Origin of the sequence: Corynebacterium antarcticum, assembly GCF_016595285.2 — a bacterium.
GTDB lineage: Bacteria > Actinomycetota > Actinomycetes > Mycobacteriales > Mycobacteriaceae > Corynebacterium > Corynebacterium antarcticum.
Map to the genome: position 1 here is coordinate 745,494 of NZ_JAENIP020000001.1, position 14,582 is coordinate 760,075.

At 69.3% G+C, this 14,582-nt stretch carries 16 protein-coding genes; 12 read left to right on the forward strand and 4 right to left on the reverse strand.

Annotated features, from left to right (window positions below):
• The first annotated feature begins 116 nt into the window (after positions 1 to 116).
• Together JIM95_RS03275 and JIM95_RS03280 are read left to right on the forward strand one after the other, a co-directional pair.
• Positions 117 to 1,082 carry a sugar-binding transcriptional regulator gene (locus JIM95_RS03275; RefSeq protein WP_267165005.1) on the forward strand — a complete coding sequence of 322 codons (966 nt, stop codon included), beginning with the start codon at positions 117 to 119 and terminating at the stop codon, positions 1,080 to 1,082.
• 101 nt (positions 1,083 to 1,183) lie between these two features.
• Positions 1,184 to 2,107, forward strand: coding sequence for a YPDG domain-containing protein (locus JIM95_RS03280; protein ID WP_200260817.1), 924 nt, complete (start codon positions 1,184 to 1,186; stop codon positions 2,105 to 2,107).
• Positions 2,108 to 2,175: 68 nt separating this feature from the next.
• On the opposite strand, the gene JIM95_RS03285 is transcribed toward JIM95_RS03280, so the two are convergent.
• Both JIM95_RS03285 and JIM95_RS03290 read right to left on the reverse strand, forming a co-directional pair.
• Positions 2,176 to 3,390, reverse strand: coding sequence for a NupC/NupG family nucleoside CNT transporter (locus tag JIM95_RS03285; RefSeq protein WP_200260814.1), 1,215 nt, complete (start codon positions 3,388 to 3,390; stop codon positions 2,176 to 2,178).
• 52 nt (positions 3,391 to 3,442) lie between these two features.
• Positions 3,443 to 3,859 carry a cytidine deaminase gene (locus JIM95_RS03290; RefSeq protein WP_200260811.1) on the reverse strand — a complete coding sequence of 139 codons (417 nt, stop codon included), beginning with the start codon at positions 3,857 to 3,859 and terminating at the stop codon, positions 3,443 to 3,445.
• Between the two features lie 172 nt (positions 3,860 to 4,031).
• Here JIM95_RS03290 and JIM95_RS03295 point away from each other — a divergent pair, with 172 nt between their 5' ends.
• The 9 genes from JIM95_RS03295 (at position 4,032) to JIM95_RS03335 (ending at position 12,138) form a co-directional block, all read left to right on the forward strand.
• On the forward strand, positions 4,032 to 5,324 hold the full coding sequence (locus JIM95_RS03295) for a thymidine phosphorylase (RefSeq protein WP_200260808.1): 1,293 nt from the start codon (positions 4,032 to 4,034) through the stop codon (positions 5,322 to 5,324).
• A gap of 24 nt (positions 5,325 to 5,348) precedes the next feature.
• Positions 5,349 to 6,011, forward strand: a complete 663-nt coding sequence (gene deoC, locus JIM95_RS03300; protein WP_200260805.1) for a deoxyribose-phosphate aldolase — start codon at positions 5,349 to 5,351, stop codon at positions 6,009 to 6,011.
• 39 nt (positions 6,012 to 6,050) lie between these two features.
• Complete coding sequence (locus JIM95_RS03305) at positions 6,051 to 7,760, forward strand: phospho-sugar mutase (RefSeq protein WP_200260802.1); 1,710 nt, start codon at positions 6,051 to 6,053, stop codon at positions 7,758 to 7,760.
• Positions 7,761 to 7,945: 185 nt separating this feature from the next.
• Positions 7,946 to 8,614 (forward strand): hypothetical protein, encoded by a 669-nt coding sequence (locus JIM95_RS03310; RefSeq protein ID WP_200260799.1) that lies wholly within the window; start codon positions 7,946 to 7,948, stop codon positions 8,612 to 8,614.
• The gene (locus JIM95_RS03315) at positions 8,611 to 9,108 is read left to right on the forward strand and encodes a hypothetical protein (protein WP_200260797.1); all 498 of its coding nucleotides are present in this window, start codon (positions 8,611 to 8,613) and stop codon (positions 9,106 to 9,108) included. Before JIM95_RS03310 ends, JIM95_RS03315 begins: the two co-directional genes overlap by 4 nt.
• A gap of 93 nt (positions 9,109 to 9,201) precedes the next feature.
• On the forward strand, positions 9,202 to 10,110 hold the full coding sequence (locus JIM95_RS03320) for a fumarylacetoacetate hydrolase family protein (RefSeq protein WP_200260794.1): 909 nt from the start codon (positions 9,202 to 9,204) through the stop codon (positions 10,108 to 10,110).
• Positions 10,111 to 10,166: 56 nt separating this feature from the next.
• Positions 10,167 to 10,517 carry a DoxX family protein gene (locus JIM95_RS03325; protein WP_200260791.1) on the forward strand — a complete coding sequence of 117 codons (351 nt, stop codon included), beginning with the start codon at positions 10,167 to 10,169 and terminating at the stop codon, positions 10,515 to 10,517.
• Positions 10,518 to 10,538: 21 nt separating this feature from the next.
• Positions 10,539 to 11,054, forward strand: coding sequence for a hypothetical protein (locus tag JIM95_RS03330; RefSeq protein ID WP_200260788.1), 516 nt, complete (start codon positions 10,539 to 10,541; stop codon positions 11,052 to 11,054).
• A gap of 157 nt (positions 11,055 to 11,211) precedes the next feature.
• Entirely contained in the window at positions 11,212 to 12,138 is a 927-nt protein-coding gene (locus JIM95_RS03335; RefSeq protein ID WP_200260785.1) for a ribokinase, read from the forward strand.
• Here JIM95_RS03335 and JIM95_RS03340 read toward each other — a convergent pair.
• Both JIM95_RS03340 and JIM95_RS03345 read right to left on the reverse strand, forming a co-directional pair.
• On the reverse strand, positions 12,129 to 12,284 hold the full coding sequence (locus JIM95_RS03340) for a hypothetical protein (RefSeq protein WP_200260782.1): 156 nt from the start codon (positions 12,282 to 12,284) through the stop codon (positions 12,129 to 12,131). The genes JIM95_RS03335 and JIM95_RS03340 overlap by 10 nt on opposite strands.
• Before the next feature lie 97 nt (positions 12,285 to 12,381).
• On the reverse strand, positions 12,382 to 13,677 hold the full coding sequence (locus JIM95_RS03345; protein WP_200260778.1) for an alpha/beta fold hydrolase: 1,296 nt from the start codon (positions 13,675 to 13,677) through the stop codon (positions 12,382 to 12,384).
• A 53-nt stretch (positions 13,678 to 13,730) separates the two neighbouring features.
• On the opposite strand from JIM95_RS03345, the gene JIM95_RS03350 reads away from it, so the two are divergent.
• On the forward strand, positions 13,731 to 14,516 hold the full coding sequence (locus tag JIM95_RS03350) for an aldose epimerase family protein (RefSeq protein ID WP_200260775.1): 786 nt from the start codon (positions 13,731 to 13,733) through the stop codon (positions 14,514 to 14,516).
• The last annotated feature ends 66 nt before the right edge of the window (positions 14,517 to 14,582 follow it).

Sequence of the window (14,582 nt, forward strand, 5' to 3'; positions counted from 1 at the left end):
ACTGCGGTACCGCCGTCAGGCTGGCCTCCACCTGGGTACGGAACGGGGAAACCCGACGGTTACGATGAACAGGCAGCATGATCCCTGCATACCGACCTGACCCCGAGGAGCCTCCCGTGGACGCACGCGACGAACAGGCACTGACCGCGGTGAAGCTGTACTTCGAGCGCGGCATGTCCCAGGCCGAGGTCGCCGCGGAACTCGGGGTGTCACGCCCCACCGTGGCGAAGCTCATTCAGCTGGGGAAGCAGCGCGGTTTCGTCACCATCGAGATCCACGACCCCCGCGAGGTCGACTCCGCGCTGGCGAAGCAGCTCGTCTCCCGCTTCGGGCTCGCCGATGTCCGCCTGGCGCATCTGCCCCGGGACACCGACGCCGATCTGCTCCGCGAGCTGGGCAAGCTCGGCGCAGCGGCGCTGCAGGAGCTCGTCACCGACGACATGAAGGTCGGCGTGTCCTGGGGCGACACCATGTACTCCGTCGCGGCGCAGTTGGAGCACACGGACCGACGCGGGGTCGAGATCGTGCAGCTGAAGGGCGGTACCTCGCACTCCGAGCGGTCCACCTTCGACCTCGAGACGATCAACTCCTTCTGCCTCGCATTCAACGCCACGGCACGGACGCTGCCGCTGCCGGTGATCTTCGATTCCGAGGAGACGAAGCGCATCGTGGAGCAGGACCGGCACATCTCCCGGATCCTCGCCGCCGGCCGGGACACCGATCTGGTCACGTTCACGGTCGGCGACGTGCACCGGGGCTCCCTCCTGCTGAATCTCGGGTACCTCTCGGAGGATGAGGTGGACCAGCTGCTCGACCGCGCGGCGGGCGACGCCTGCTCCCGGTTCTTCACCGCGGACGGCGAGATCGCGCTGCCGAGCATCGACGACCGGACGGTGGGCATCACGCTGGATGAGCTCGCGTCCCGGCCGATCAGGCTGCTCATCGCCGGTGGCGCGGCCAAGACCACCGCAATATCGACCGCGCTGGATATGGGCCTCGCGACCCACCTGATCATCGACCGGCCGACCGCCCTGCGGGTGCTGGATGCTGCGGGCCCGGCCGGGTCCGACGACACCGTCTGACAGTATTCGGGAATCTTCCCCGAAAGCCTTGTTGGAAACGTATTTCATTAGTAGGCTCAACTCCGTTCCCCATCCACCGAGAAGAACGGAAGTATTTCGCTGTGAACACCTTCCCCGACAGTCGCCGCCGCTCACTGTGCGCAGCGGGCCTCGCACTCACCCTCCTCTCGCCGATCACCACCTCGGTCGCCGTCGCCGAGGAAGGCGCGGACGACGCACTGACCAACCGCTATGACCCGCTCTTCGGCGAGGCACGGGCGACGGTCGGCGCGGACACCACCAGCACGGCGCCGACGTTCGACGACACCACCACCGATCAGCTGGACGATGCCCCAGCACCGGAGAACACGACCTTCACGCTCGGGGAGGGTGCCCCGCAGAGTGCCAGAATCGACGCCACCACCGGTGCGGTCACCTACACCGCGACCCACGATGACGCGGGCAAGGTCATCTCCGTGCCGGTCACGGTGACCTACTCCGACACGTCGACCGATGAAGGTGCGGTGTACTTCGTGGTGGCCGACCCCCACGGCGGCACCGCGAAAAAGTACACCGTCAACTACACCACGACCCACTCCCACGCCGGCGAGAAGGCCGTGTCCGAGGCTCCGACGTTCGACGACACCACGACAGAGGCGGTCGAGACCCTGCCCGCCCCCGAGGGTGCGAGGTTCAAGCTCAGCAGGAAGGCCCGGAACGCCGAGATCGACGCCGCGACGGGCGTGGTCACGTTCACTGCACCGGAATCGGACGCGAACACGACTGTCAACATTCCCGTCGTGGTGTTCTACCCGGATGAGAGCCACGCCCACGCCGACGCCCCTTTCGAGGTCTTCCACCACGATCACGGACATGACGGCGAGGAACCGGAGCCCGGCAACCCCGCACCGAATCCCTTCGGGAGCAGTGGCGGGTCCGGCACCGCAATCCTCGGCGCCGGAGCGCTGGTCGCGTTCGTCGCGGGCATAATGCACTTCTTCAGGACCCATCCACTGACCATTCCGGGGCTTTCCCTTCCCTGGTAGTGGATGAATGAGAAGGACCGGGGCGGAGAAGTCGATCTCTCGGCCCCGGTCCTTCTCCCGTGCTCCGGTCAGAGCGCGACAACACCGACGATGGCGGCGTTGAGCATGTTCACGGTGAATCCACCGAGCAGCGCCCAGGGGCCGAGCTTCGCGACCTCGCCGCGGCGCTCGGGGACGAGACCGCCGATCGCGCCGATCTGGATGGCGATGGAGCTGAAGTTCGCGAAGCCCGCGAGGGCGAAGGTCGTGATCATCACGGTCTTCGGGGAGAAAGAGTCGATCTGCGGACCGAAGGATGAGAATCCGACGAACTCGTTGATCACGGTCTTCTGCCCGATGAAGTTGCCCACGTCGAGGGCCTCCGACCAGGGGACGCCGATCAGCCAGGCGACGGGCGCGAAGAGCACGCCGAACACCGCCTCCAGTGACCAGTTGTCCTGGCCGAACCAGCCGCCGATCCCGCCGAGCATCGCGGAGAGCATGGTGATCAGGGCGATGAAGGCGATGAGCAGGCAGCCGACGGCGACAGCGATCTTGCCGCCCGCCATCGCCCCGGAACCGATGGCGTCGATGATGTTCTTGGACTCGGTGTCGCGGACGTCCCGGATGCTGGCGTCGAGGTCGGATTCCTCGGTCTCGGGCATGAATGCCTTGGCGACGATCAGGGAGCCCGGCGCGTTCATCAGGGAGGCCGCCAGCAGGTACTCGAGTGGCGCGCCGAGGAGCGAGTATCCGATGAGGGTGGACCCGGCGACCGAGGCGAAGCCACCGGTCATGCAGGCGAAGAGCTCACTGCGGGTCAGTTTCGGGAGGTAGGGCGCGACCACGAGCGGGGCCTCGGACTGGCCGAGGAAGATCACGGTGGAGGCGAAGACGCTCTCCACCTTGGAGGTGCCGAGCAGCCACTTGAGCGCGCCGCCCAGGATGTCGACGAAGTACTGGATCACCCGGAGGTAGTAGAGGGCGCCGATGATCGCGCCCAGAACGATGATGACGGGGAGGACGTTCAGCGCGAAGACGAAACCGTTGTCTCCGCCGAACAGGCCACCGAACACGAACTGGGTGCCCACGTTGGTGAAATCGGTGAGTTTCTCGAGTCCGTGGGCGACGGATTTCAGGGCGTTGAAGCCGACGTCCCACTTGAGGACGAGGAGGGCGAAGGAGATCTGGAGGAGCAGGCCGACCCCCAGAGTGCGCCACTTGATGGCGGAGCGGTGTCGGGAGAAGAGTATGGCGAGGCCGAAGATGACGGCTATGCCCAGCAGTCCCTGGAAGCGGTCCATGGGGGCTCCTATCGGTCGGTTCGATTGGTGGTGAGAGTCGTGCGGGGAGGCTCTAGAGGGCGTCCGGCCCGAAGGCGTGCGGCAGGAGGTCGGTGAAGGAGATGCTGACCGGGTCCCCGGAGGACCCCTCGACGATCACCCGGTCGCAGCTGAATTCCCCGAGCACCTGCCGGCACGCACCGCAGGGATGACAGGGGGCCGCCTTCAGTCCGACGACCGCGGCGGCGATGATGCGCGGGCGTTCCCCGGCTGTCCGGGCTTCCTCACGCTCGGCGATCATCCGGCCCGCGGCGGTCCGTTCGGCGCAGATCGTCAGACCGTAGGAAGCGTTCTCCACGTTGCAGCCGGTGACGATCCGACCGTCCTCGAGGAGTAGCGCGGCGCCCACCGGAAAGTCCGAGTAGGGGGCGTAGGCGCTGTGCGCCGCGGCGCGGGCATGGTCGAGAAGTTCTGCGTCGGAGACTGCCATGTCGGGTCCTTCGGGGCGGAAACGGAGATCACATGAACAATTGGCAACTTTTTTATTGACATTTGTTCACCGCATTATGATAATCGGGTTGTGGACCACCACACAAGGGTTTCGCGGATTTAATCCCGGTCACACCGTACCCGGCATCCGCAGCCAGTAGGAGGAGCAGGACATGGCAACGACATTCGACACCGTGGACATCATCCGGACCAAGCGGGACGGAGGTGAACTCAGCGGAGCCGAGATCGACTGGATCATCGACGCGTACACCAACGGAGGCGCCGGGGACGAGCAGATGGCCGCCCTCGCGATGGCGATCTTCCTCAACGGGATGTCCCCCGGGGAGACCAGCCGGTGGACCCGGGCCATGATCGACTCCGGCGAACGCCTCGACTTCTCCGGACTGGGCAAGCCCACGACGGACAAGCACTCCACGGGCGGCGTGGGCGACAAGATCACGCTCCCGCTCGCGCCCCTCGTCGCCTCCTTCGGCGTCGCCGTCCCGCAGCTGTCGGGCCGTGGGCTCGGCCACACCGGCGGCACCCTCGACAAGCTCGAGTCGATCCCCGGATGGCAGGCGGACATCTCCACGGAACGCATGATGGAGATCCTCCGCGATCCGGGGTGCATCGTCTGCGCCGCCGGAACCGGGCTGGCCCCGGCCGACCGCAAGCTCTACGCCCTGCGTGACATCACCGGCACCGTCGACTCGATCCCGCTGATCGCCAGCTCCATCATGAGCAAGAAGATCGCGGAGGGGACCTCGGCGCTGGTCCTCGACGTCAAGGTCGGCGACGGCGCGTTCATGAAGGACCTGGACACCGCCCGCGAACTCGCCCGGACGATGGTCGACCTGGGCCGGGCCGCGGACGTCGACACCCGCGCCCTGCTCACCGACATGTCCACTCCCCTGGGCCGCACCGTGGGCAATGCCCTCGAGGTGCGCGAATCCCTCGAGGTACTCGCCGGTGGCGGACCGGCTGACGTCGTCGAGCTCACCGTGGAGCTCGCCCGGGAGATGCTCGACGCCGCCGGGGTCCGGGACGCCGACGTCGAGGCGGCGCTCGCCGACGGACGGGCCATGGACACCTGGCGGAGGATGATCCGCGCCCAGGGCGGTGACCCGGACGCCGAGCTGCCCACGGCCGCCCACACCCACGTGGTCACGGCAGACCGGGACGGCGTCCTGGAGCGTCTCGACGCGCTCCCCGTCGGCGTCGCCAGCTGGCGTCTCGGCGCCGGGCGCGCCCGCAAGGAGGACAGCGTCCAGGCGGGGGCCGGCGTCGAGATCCACGCCGCACCCGGGGACGCGGTCACCGCCGGCCAGAAACTGTTCACACTGCACACCGACACCCCCGAGCGCTTCGAGCGGGCCATCGAGTCCCTCAACGGGGGATACAGTCTCGCACCGGCGGGCAGCGACGTCCCGGCTCGCGAATCCGCCATCCTCGACCGCATCAACTGACCTTCCAAGGAGACCTGAGAAGACATGACCGCACACACTCGCACAGACATCGCCCGCATCATCGACCACACCCTGCTCAAGCCGGAGGCCACCGCGGACCAGGTGGCGGATCTCGTCACCGAGGCCGCGGAGCTGAACTGCTACTCCGTCTGCGTCTCCCCGTCACAGCTACCCGTCGAGGTACCCGAAGGGCTGCACGTCGCCACGGTCGTCGGGTTCCCCTCCGGCGCGGTCAAGCCCGGGATCAAGGCCGCCGAGGCCGCCCGCGCCGTCAGTGACGGCGCCGGGGAGGTCGACATGGTCATCAACATCGCCCTGGCGAAGGAGAAGCGCTTCGACGAGCTCGAGGCGGAGATCCGCGCCGTCCGCGAGGCCTGCCCCGCACCGGTCGTCCTGAAGGTCATCATCGAGTCCGCCGCACTGGACGACGACGAGATCGTCGCGGCCTGCCGCGCCGCCGAGGCCGCCGGTGCCGACTTCGTCAAGACCTCCACCGGATTCCACCCGGCGGGCGGCGCCAGCGTGCACGCGGTGAAGCTCATGGCCGACACCGTCGGCGGCCGACTCGGGGTCAAGGCCTCCGGCGGCATCCGCAGTGCCGGGGATGCCGTGGCGATGGTCGATGCCGGAGCCACCCGACTCGGGCTGTCCTCCTCCGCCGCCGTCCTCGACGGACTCGACGACTGACACGAAACACCCTCATTCCGCCAGAAAGGCGTGATCTGCATGACCATCATCGACCGTGCCCGCGACTGGGCGTCCCACGACCCCGATCCAGCGACGCGGGAGGAACTCAACCAACTCATCGACTCGGCGGCGAACTCCGCGGCGGACCGCGCAGCCGTGACGGAGCTGGAGTCCCGCTTCGCCGGACCCCTGATGTTCGGCACCGCCGGTCTGCGGGGCCGGGTCGGCGCCGGTGAGACCCGGATGAACCGTGCCGTGGTCACCCGCGCCACCCACGGACTGATGTCGTGGCTGAACGATCAGGTCGACGACACCCCCACCGTGGTGATCGGCTGCGACGCCCGCCACGGTTCCGCCGACTTCCGGAAGGCCGCCGCCGGTGTGGTCGCCGCGGCCGGCGGCCGGGCGCTGGTCCTGCCCGCACAGCTGCCCACCCCGGTCACCGCGTTCGCGGTCCGCCATCTGGGCGCGGACGCGGGAATCATGGTCACCGCGTCCCACAACCCACCCGACGACAACGGCTACAAGGTCTACCTGGGTGGTCGGGTCGCCCGGGGTCCCGCGGAGGGTGTCCAGCTGATCAGCCCCGCGGACGCCGAGATCGCCGGGGCCATCGCCGCGGCGCCTCCCGCCGACGAGATCGCGCTCGCCTGGGAGAAGGCCGAGCACGTCGATGTCCTGGACGCCTACCTTGCCCGTGCCGAGGAGATCGGTCGGGCGTTCCCGGCGACGGGTCGGGCCCGCTCGGATCTCCGGGTGGTGCTCACCCCGATGCACGGCGTCGGTGGGTCCACCGCCACCCGGGCCCTGGAAGCGGCCGGGTTCACGGACGTGCACCTCGTCCCCGGCCAGGCCGAGCCGGACCCGGACTTCCCCACCGTCGCGTTCCCGAACCCGGAGGAGCCCGGTGCCCTCGACCTGTCGATGGATCTGGCCCGGGAGATCGACGCCGACATCATCATCGCGCTCGACCCGGACGCCGACCGCTGCTCCACAGCCGTCCCGGACGCGGATGCGCCCGGTGGGTGGCGTCAGCTCACCGGCGATGAGATCGGCGCACTGCTCGGCGAGTTCCTCGCCTCCCGACGGGAGACCGGTTGCCCCGGGGAGGATGCGGTGCTGGCGAACTCCATCGTCTCGGGACGTCTGCTCGGCCGGATCGCGGAGCACCACGGCCTGCGGCACAGGGCGACACTGACCGGGTTCAAGTGGATCGCCCGGACCCCGGACATGATCTTCGGCTACGAGGAGGCGATCGGCTACTGCTGCGACCCCACGCATGTCCGCGACAAGGACGGGGTGACGGCTGCGGTGACCATGTGCTCGTTGGCCGCCGGGCTGAAGTCCGGCGGGCGGTCCCTGCGGGACGAGCTCGATGACCTCGCCCGGCGGCACGGTCTGCACGCCACGGCACCCCTGACCTTCCGGGTGGCGGACACCTCACTCATCACGGAGGGCATGCGGACCCTGCGCTCGGCGCCCCCGGCGGAGCTCGCCGGTTCGCCCGTCGTGGAATGCGCGGATCTCCTCGACGGGTACCGGGGTCTTCCTCCCACCGACGGCATGCTCCTGGTCACCCGGGACGATGACCGCGTCATCGTGCGACCCTCCGGAACCGAACCGAAACTCAAGTGCTATCTCGAGGTGGTGATGCCGGTGGGGCCCGACTGCGCCATCCCCCGTGCGGCCGCCGCAGCACGCCTGGAGCGGATCAGGTCGGACATGGCCGCGGCCACCGGAATGGCCTGACCCCTCCCCCCACACACGGGCTTTGACCAGCCGGTTCACAGTTCACCCCGGGACGGGACACGATCCCGTCCCGGGGTGAACGTTTCGATGGGGACTGTCTTATAGTGTCCTGTAGAAGAAGTACGTCCGGGTCGCTGCACCGGCCCGGTGTCGACGCCCGACGACGATGAGAGAGGACGGCCGAGATGACGACGCCCCGGGGTCGGCACGCCCGCAGCGATGACGACGTCGTCTCCCCCGCCCCCGTCATCCGGCTGAACACCGAGTCTTTCCGGGTACCCACCGGCGCCGACTTCATCGCGATCAGCCACGGAGCCCCGGTCGCCGCATCGTGGCCGCCACCGACGCATTCCGGGGAATCGGCGTCAGCCACCGCCCCTGCGGACGCGGAACCCGCCGAGTTGTTCCGCCGGAAGGTGCACTCCCACCGGGCGTCCGCGCCCGAGGTCCCGCACCGTCCCGTCCCCCCGGTACCCGAGCCCCGGGTGGAGCGACGGACAGTCACCGAACCACCCGCGGAAGATGAGCGGCCACTGCCCGCACCCCATCGGCGGGCACCGTCGGGGCACCACCGGAGGTCCCGTCCCGCGGCGACGTTCCTCAACCTCTGGCGCCTGCCGTCGGGGACCGAGCCTCATCTCCTCCGGCCCACGGCGCAGCGCCAGTTGACCTCCTGGGTGATCGCGACGTTCCTCTGCTGCGTCACCCTGGGGATCGGCCTGGCGCTGCTCATCCACGGTCTCGCGGACGGCTCCGGCCCCGGTGTCCACACCGGGTGCCTGCTGTCGAGCGTCGCACTGTGCCTGTTCTTCTGCGCCAACGCCTTCCTCCGCCCCGGGGATGTCCTCCGATGACGGGATACATCGCCGTGGCGGTCTTCGCGGTCGGACTCTCACACGCGCTCGTGACGCTCATCAGTCTCGCCGGGGCACGGACAACCGCGCGGCGGGCGTGGACGGCCACGCTGAAGTCGCGGCCCGGTGACCGGGTGGCAGAGTTCGAACTGCTCACCGCCTCCGACTGTCCACCGCTGCGGGACTTTCCCCTCCTGGACAGCTACATCCTCGGGCGCGACGACGACGCGATCCCGGACATCGAACTCGGGCTGATCCGCTCGGATCTACGTCGCCGCGCCCATCTGTGGGGCACCGCGGCGAAGGTGTGGTGGATCGCCGCGCTCGTGCTCTCCGCGGTCAGCGTGCCCACCGTCACCTCGGGCATGAACTCCGGGAGCGCCGCGATCATCATGTGCCTGATCATCGTCGCCCTCGTCGCCGCGGCCTCCTGGGCGACCACGGCCGCGTCCGTTCTCCGCAGCCACACGGTCAAGGTTCCGGCACCGTTGTGATCCGGTCACCGGCGACAGCGCGGGCGTGGCCCCCGGGGCCGGCGCGTCCTTGAACCACCCGTCACCCGGACCCGGGTGATATACGATCAGCGCATGCACCTGCTGACCTTCCGCACGAGTGACGGTGACACCCTTCCGGGACGTCTCGCCGATCCCGGGACCGCGGAGGCGAGCCTCACCGGAGCGCTGCGCTCCGGCGACGCCGCCTCCACGGTGTTCTCCGTTCACCCGATCACCGTCGACGGGGTGACCGACGTCGGCGACCTGCTCCGGCACGACGACTGGCGGGACCTCGCGTCCGGGCGGGCCGGCGAGCCGGTGGAGATCACCGGAGCGGACATCGCCCCCGTCATCCCGCGCCCCGGGAAGATCCTGTGCACCGGCCTGAACTACGCCGACCACATCACGGAGATGGGCCATGAGCTTCCCGATGTACCGACGCTCTTCGCCAAGTTCGCCGATGCACTGACCGGGCCCTTCGACCGGGTCACCGTCCCGGCGGCGAACGCCGGGGCCCTCGACTTCGAGGGTGAACTCGCGGTCGTCATCGGCCGGCATGTCCCACTCGGCGGGGCCCCGGACACCGCGACCGCGGAGGACGCCATCGCCGGATACGCGGTGTTCGACGACTTCACCATGCGGGATCTGCAGTACCGGACCGCCCAGTGGCTGCAGGGGAAGAACCTGGCGTCCGCGTCCGGCTTCGGTCCGTGGCTCACCACGACGGACGACTTCGATCCCGGCGAGGCGACGCTGGTCACCCGGGTCAACGGGGTCCGGAAGCAGCACGCCCTGACCCGGGAGCTGGTGTTCGACCCCGCGGCTCTGGTGCGGTTCATCACCACCTTCATCGATCTCCACCCCGGCGACGTCATCGCGACGGGGACGTCCGGGGGAGTCGGCTGGGCCAGATCCCCCAGGGAGATGCTCGCGGACGGAGACACCGTCACCATCGAGATCTCCGGACTGGGCGGAATCTCGAACCGCGTCGAGGTCCGCTAGCTTTCGGGGCCTCGACCGGGCCCCGCGCAGCGGTCCCGGAGGTAGGCTCGGAGCCCATGAGACGTTTCCTGATCGCACTGTTCAGCTTCGCGGGAATCATGCATTTCCTCCGCCCGGAGGGATTCGACAGGCTCGTCCCCGCACAACTGCCCGGCGACCGCCGGGCCTGGACCTACGGCTCGGGCTACCTCGAGCTCGGCACGGCTCTCCTGCTCGCGGTCCCGAAGACCCGGCGTCTCGGGGGCCTGGCGACCGCGGTCCTGATGACAGGGGTCTGGCCCGGGAACATGAAGATGGCGTGGGACTTCCGGAACAAGGCACCGTGGCTGCAGGCCATCGCGTACCTCCGCCTGCCCCTGCAGATCCCGCTGATCCGCGCCGGACTCAGGATCTGGCGGGACAAGTAGTCCCCGTGGGTCGGTGAGCGCATGAGCCGGTACTTCATCGTCGATGTCGAGGCCACCTCGGCGACCCCCTTCTCCGGTGTCATGACGGAGTTCGGGGTGGTGCACTTCCGGGACGTCCCCGAGATCGATCGGCGCCGGGACACCTTCCACGCCGTTCTCGTCGGAACACTGCCCACCGACGGTCCGGTACCGGTCCCCGACCCGGCGGCGCCGGCCGTCGACCCGCTGCCGGTAGCCCGGTCGCTCGAGCGGTGGCTCGCGGCCCGTACGGACTCCCGTCCGACCCTCGTCAGCGACAACCCGGCGTTCGACTTCATGTGGATCGCGTGGCTGTTCGACAGCCTCGGCCGGGACAACCCCTTCGGTTTCTCCGCCCGCCGGATCGGGGATTTCCACGCCGGACAGACCGGGGATTTCGACGACGCCCATCGGTGGAAGAAGCTGCGCCGCACGCCGCACACCCACCATCCCGTGGATGACGCCGTCGGGAACGCCGAGGCCCTGCACGCGCTGCTGCACCACCCGGCCGGGAGCTGACGGAAACGCGGCCGGCGGGCCGGTCACCGCGGCCGACACCGGGAGACCTGCCCGGGCCAGGCGCCGTCGCGCTGGCACAATGGTCCACAACGGTTGAGGATTCAACCCCCTCCGGAATCCCCTGATCCGGATCAGCTCCCGAGCCCCGAGGAAACACATGAACGAGCAGCCACTCTCCGTCACCGTCGTCGGATCGATCAACGCAGACCTCACCGTCACCGTCGCGCGGCGACCGGGGCCCGGCGAGACCGTCATGGCGTCGGGCGGCGGCATCTCCCCCGGGGGAAAGGGGGCGAATCAGGCGGTCGCCGCCGCGCTGCAGGGTACGGAGGTCCGGTTCGTCGGAGCCGTGGGCGATGACGCGTACGCGGCACCGGCGACAGCGGTCCTCCGGTCCTCCGGTGTGGATCTGTCCGCCGTGGAGGAGATTCCCGGCGCGACCGGCCTCGCGGTGATCACCGTGGATGAGACCGGGGAGAACTCGATCATGGTCATTCCCGGCGCGAACGCAGCCGTGGACGCGGATCTCGTCGACAGGTGGCGGGGGACGGTGGCGGATGCGGGGATCGTGCTGCTGCAGGGCGAGATACCGGCGTCCGGCTTTCTCGCCGCCGTGCGGGCGGCCACGGGACGGGTCGTGGTCAATCTCGCTCCCGTCGTGGAGGTCGACCGAGCGGCCCTGCTGCGGGCCGATCCGCTGATGGCGAACGAGCACGAGGCCGGAATGATACTGACGCAGCTGGGATTCGACGGTGATGCCGCGGTCGCGGCCGGTCCGGACGCCTGCGCCCGGGCGCTCGTGGAGGCGGGATTCGCCTCGGTCATTCTGACACTCGGCGCGGAGGGTGCACTGGTGGCGACGCCCGGGCGGCGCCAGCGGATCCCGAGCCCGTCGGTCACCCCGGTGGACACGACCGGTGCGGGGGACGCGTTCGCCGGGGCGTTCGTGGCCCGGCTCGCCGCCGGCGACGATCTCGTGACGGCCGCCCGGCACGCGGTGCGGGTCGGCGCGTACGCGGTCACGGGGCACGGGGCCCAGGACTCCTATCCCGGCCCGGGCGCGGTGTTACCCGGTCAGGAGTAGGCCTGGGGCGGAGTCCGGTCGAGGTGGAGCAGGTGTTCCTCGTCGACACGGAAGCCGTCGAACAGGCCCTCGAGTTCTTCCGGGATGTCGGCACCGTGGCCGGTGCCGTCGAATGCCCCGGTGTTCAGGTGGTCCTTGTCACTCACGTGGTGTGTCCTCCGTGACGGTGTCTGTCGTCTCCGAATCGTCCCCGGTGTCCGGGTGCCTCCACCCTAGCGCGTGGAAGCTCCGGAACAACCTCTGTCAGTGGTCACGGACCAGCTCGATGAGGCGTCCGAGGATACCGGCGCCGTCGTGGTGGATGCCGTCGTGCTGGAACCGGTTGGTGATGTGGGGCCGGAGGTCCCGGTAGACCTCCGCGGTCTCCAGCGACAGCTGCATCGGGACGTAGATGTCGTCGACGTAGATCGCCGCTGCGGCGACGGCCGGTGACGAAGCGATCGCGTCGGCGTCGTAGAGGCTGGACCAGTCGTCCTTCGCCGCGAGATCCTCGGCGACCTTCCGGAACGGAACCAGAGCCGGGTCCTCCTCGAACTGCCAGGGGTAGACGTGTTCGCCGGTGAGGTAGAAGGGCACGGAGCGGTCGCGGGGGTCGGCGTCCTCGGCGAAGCCCTCGACCTCGGTGCGCGTGCGGTGCGCGGACCACGCGGTCGCACCGGGGACCGTGCCGCCGTAGATCGACTCGTGGATCACGGCGTAGAGCGGATGCCGCTCGAGGCTGACGCGGGCGCCGACATCGTCGAGGAAGTCCCGGCGCAGCCGCTTCTCCCCCTTCACCTCGTGGAAGGGCTGCTCGAAGAGGTAGGACAGGGTGTCGAATCCGGCGCCCCGGCCGAGCTCCGTGCCGATGAGCCGGAGCCTGCGGGAGCTGAGGCGTTCCCCGGTGGGGAGCCGTTCGTCGGAGTTGTCCAGGTGGTGGCAGACCTCACGGATCCGGTCCTCGACCCCGTCGAAACGCGCGTAGAACTCCCGGTGGCGGCGGGCGAGCTGCGTGTAGGTCGCCCGGTAGACGTCGTCGATTCCCCGGCTGATCGTCGGCAGCCCACCGGTGAGCAGCGCGGTGTCCACGCGCTCGGGGTGGCGGGAGAGGTACGTGGTGATGCAGAAGCCGCCGAAGCTCTGTCCGTAGAGCGCCACCCGCTCCACCCCGAGGTACTCGCGGAGCCGCTCGCAGTCCTCGACGATGAGGTCCGCGCGCAGGAGCGTGAGGCGTTCGGTGAGGTCCGCGGCGTCGATGTGCGGGCAGGCCGCGTCGATCCGCCCGGAGCGCCCCGTGCCGCGCTGATCCAGGAGGACGAGGCGGTGGGTCTTCAGGACCTCCGCGATCCAGCCGCTGATTCCGGTGGGCCGGGGCGCCGGGTTTCCGGGCCCGCCCTGCAGGAAGATGAGGACGGGAAGCCGCTCCCCGCCGTCGGGGATGATCTCGCGGGCGTAGAGGTCGAGGGTGCCCCTATCCGGGTCCGCCGGATCCCAGGGGACCGGGAGGGTGTGACTGCGGAAGGTGTGTCCGAACCGTCGGCTGGTGGTGGTGACCGTCATAGGGACCCAGACTACCGGCCGGACCGGTGCCCGGGGGACTACATTCGGGAGGTATGGATGCACATGATCTGATCACCTCGAACGGCCTGACCCTACACCCCGCCGGCGCCCATCTCGTGTCGGTGGAGACCCCGGGCGGTGAGCTGCTCTTCGTCAGCTCCACCACCGGCTGCGGGGTCGGCACCCCGATCCGCGGCGGGGTGCCGCTGCTCGCGCCGTGGTTCGGGACGTTTCTGGGGGAGGAACCCGCCCACGGGTTCGCGCGGCGCATGGCGTGGGACTGCCGGGAAACGGGTACGGGTCTCGCCGCGACGCTGGACCACGACGGCTGGCACCTGTCGTTCAGCGCGGACCCGACGACGAACGGCGTCTTCGTCGAACTGTCCGCCCGCAATGACACCGACGCCGACCGACGGCTGCAGCTGGGCTTCCACCCCTACTACCTGATCGACGACATCGATCAGGTGACGGTGACCGGTCTCGACGGCTCCCCGGCACTCGACCGCGTCGCCGACCACACCGGCACCATCGACGGCGCGATCTCCTTCGACGGCCTCTACGACACCATCATCACCGCACCCGCCGGCCTGACCGCGACCCTGACCGACGGCACCCGGACCGTGGACGTGACGGGACGGGGCACGGACTCGATCATCGTCTGGAATCCCGGCGCGGAAAACGCCGCGGGCATGCGCGATCTGGGTGACGGCGAGTGGCGGCGCTTCGTGTGCGTCGAACCCGCCCTCCTGGGCCCGGATCACGCGGGCATTCCGGTGGCGCCCGGGGAAGAGGTGACCATCGGCATGACCGCGCAGCTCACCGTTCCCGAGCTGGACTGAGGGACACTCTCAGGCGCTGGTAAGGTTCCACTTCGTCGGCCCACCCGCTGCGTCGAAGCAGGGGAA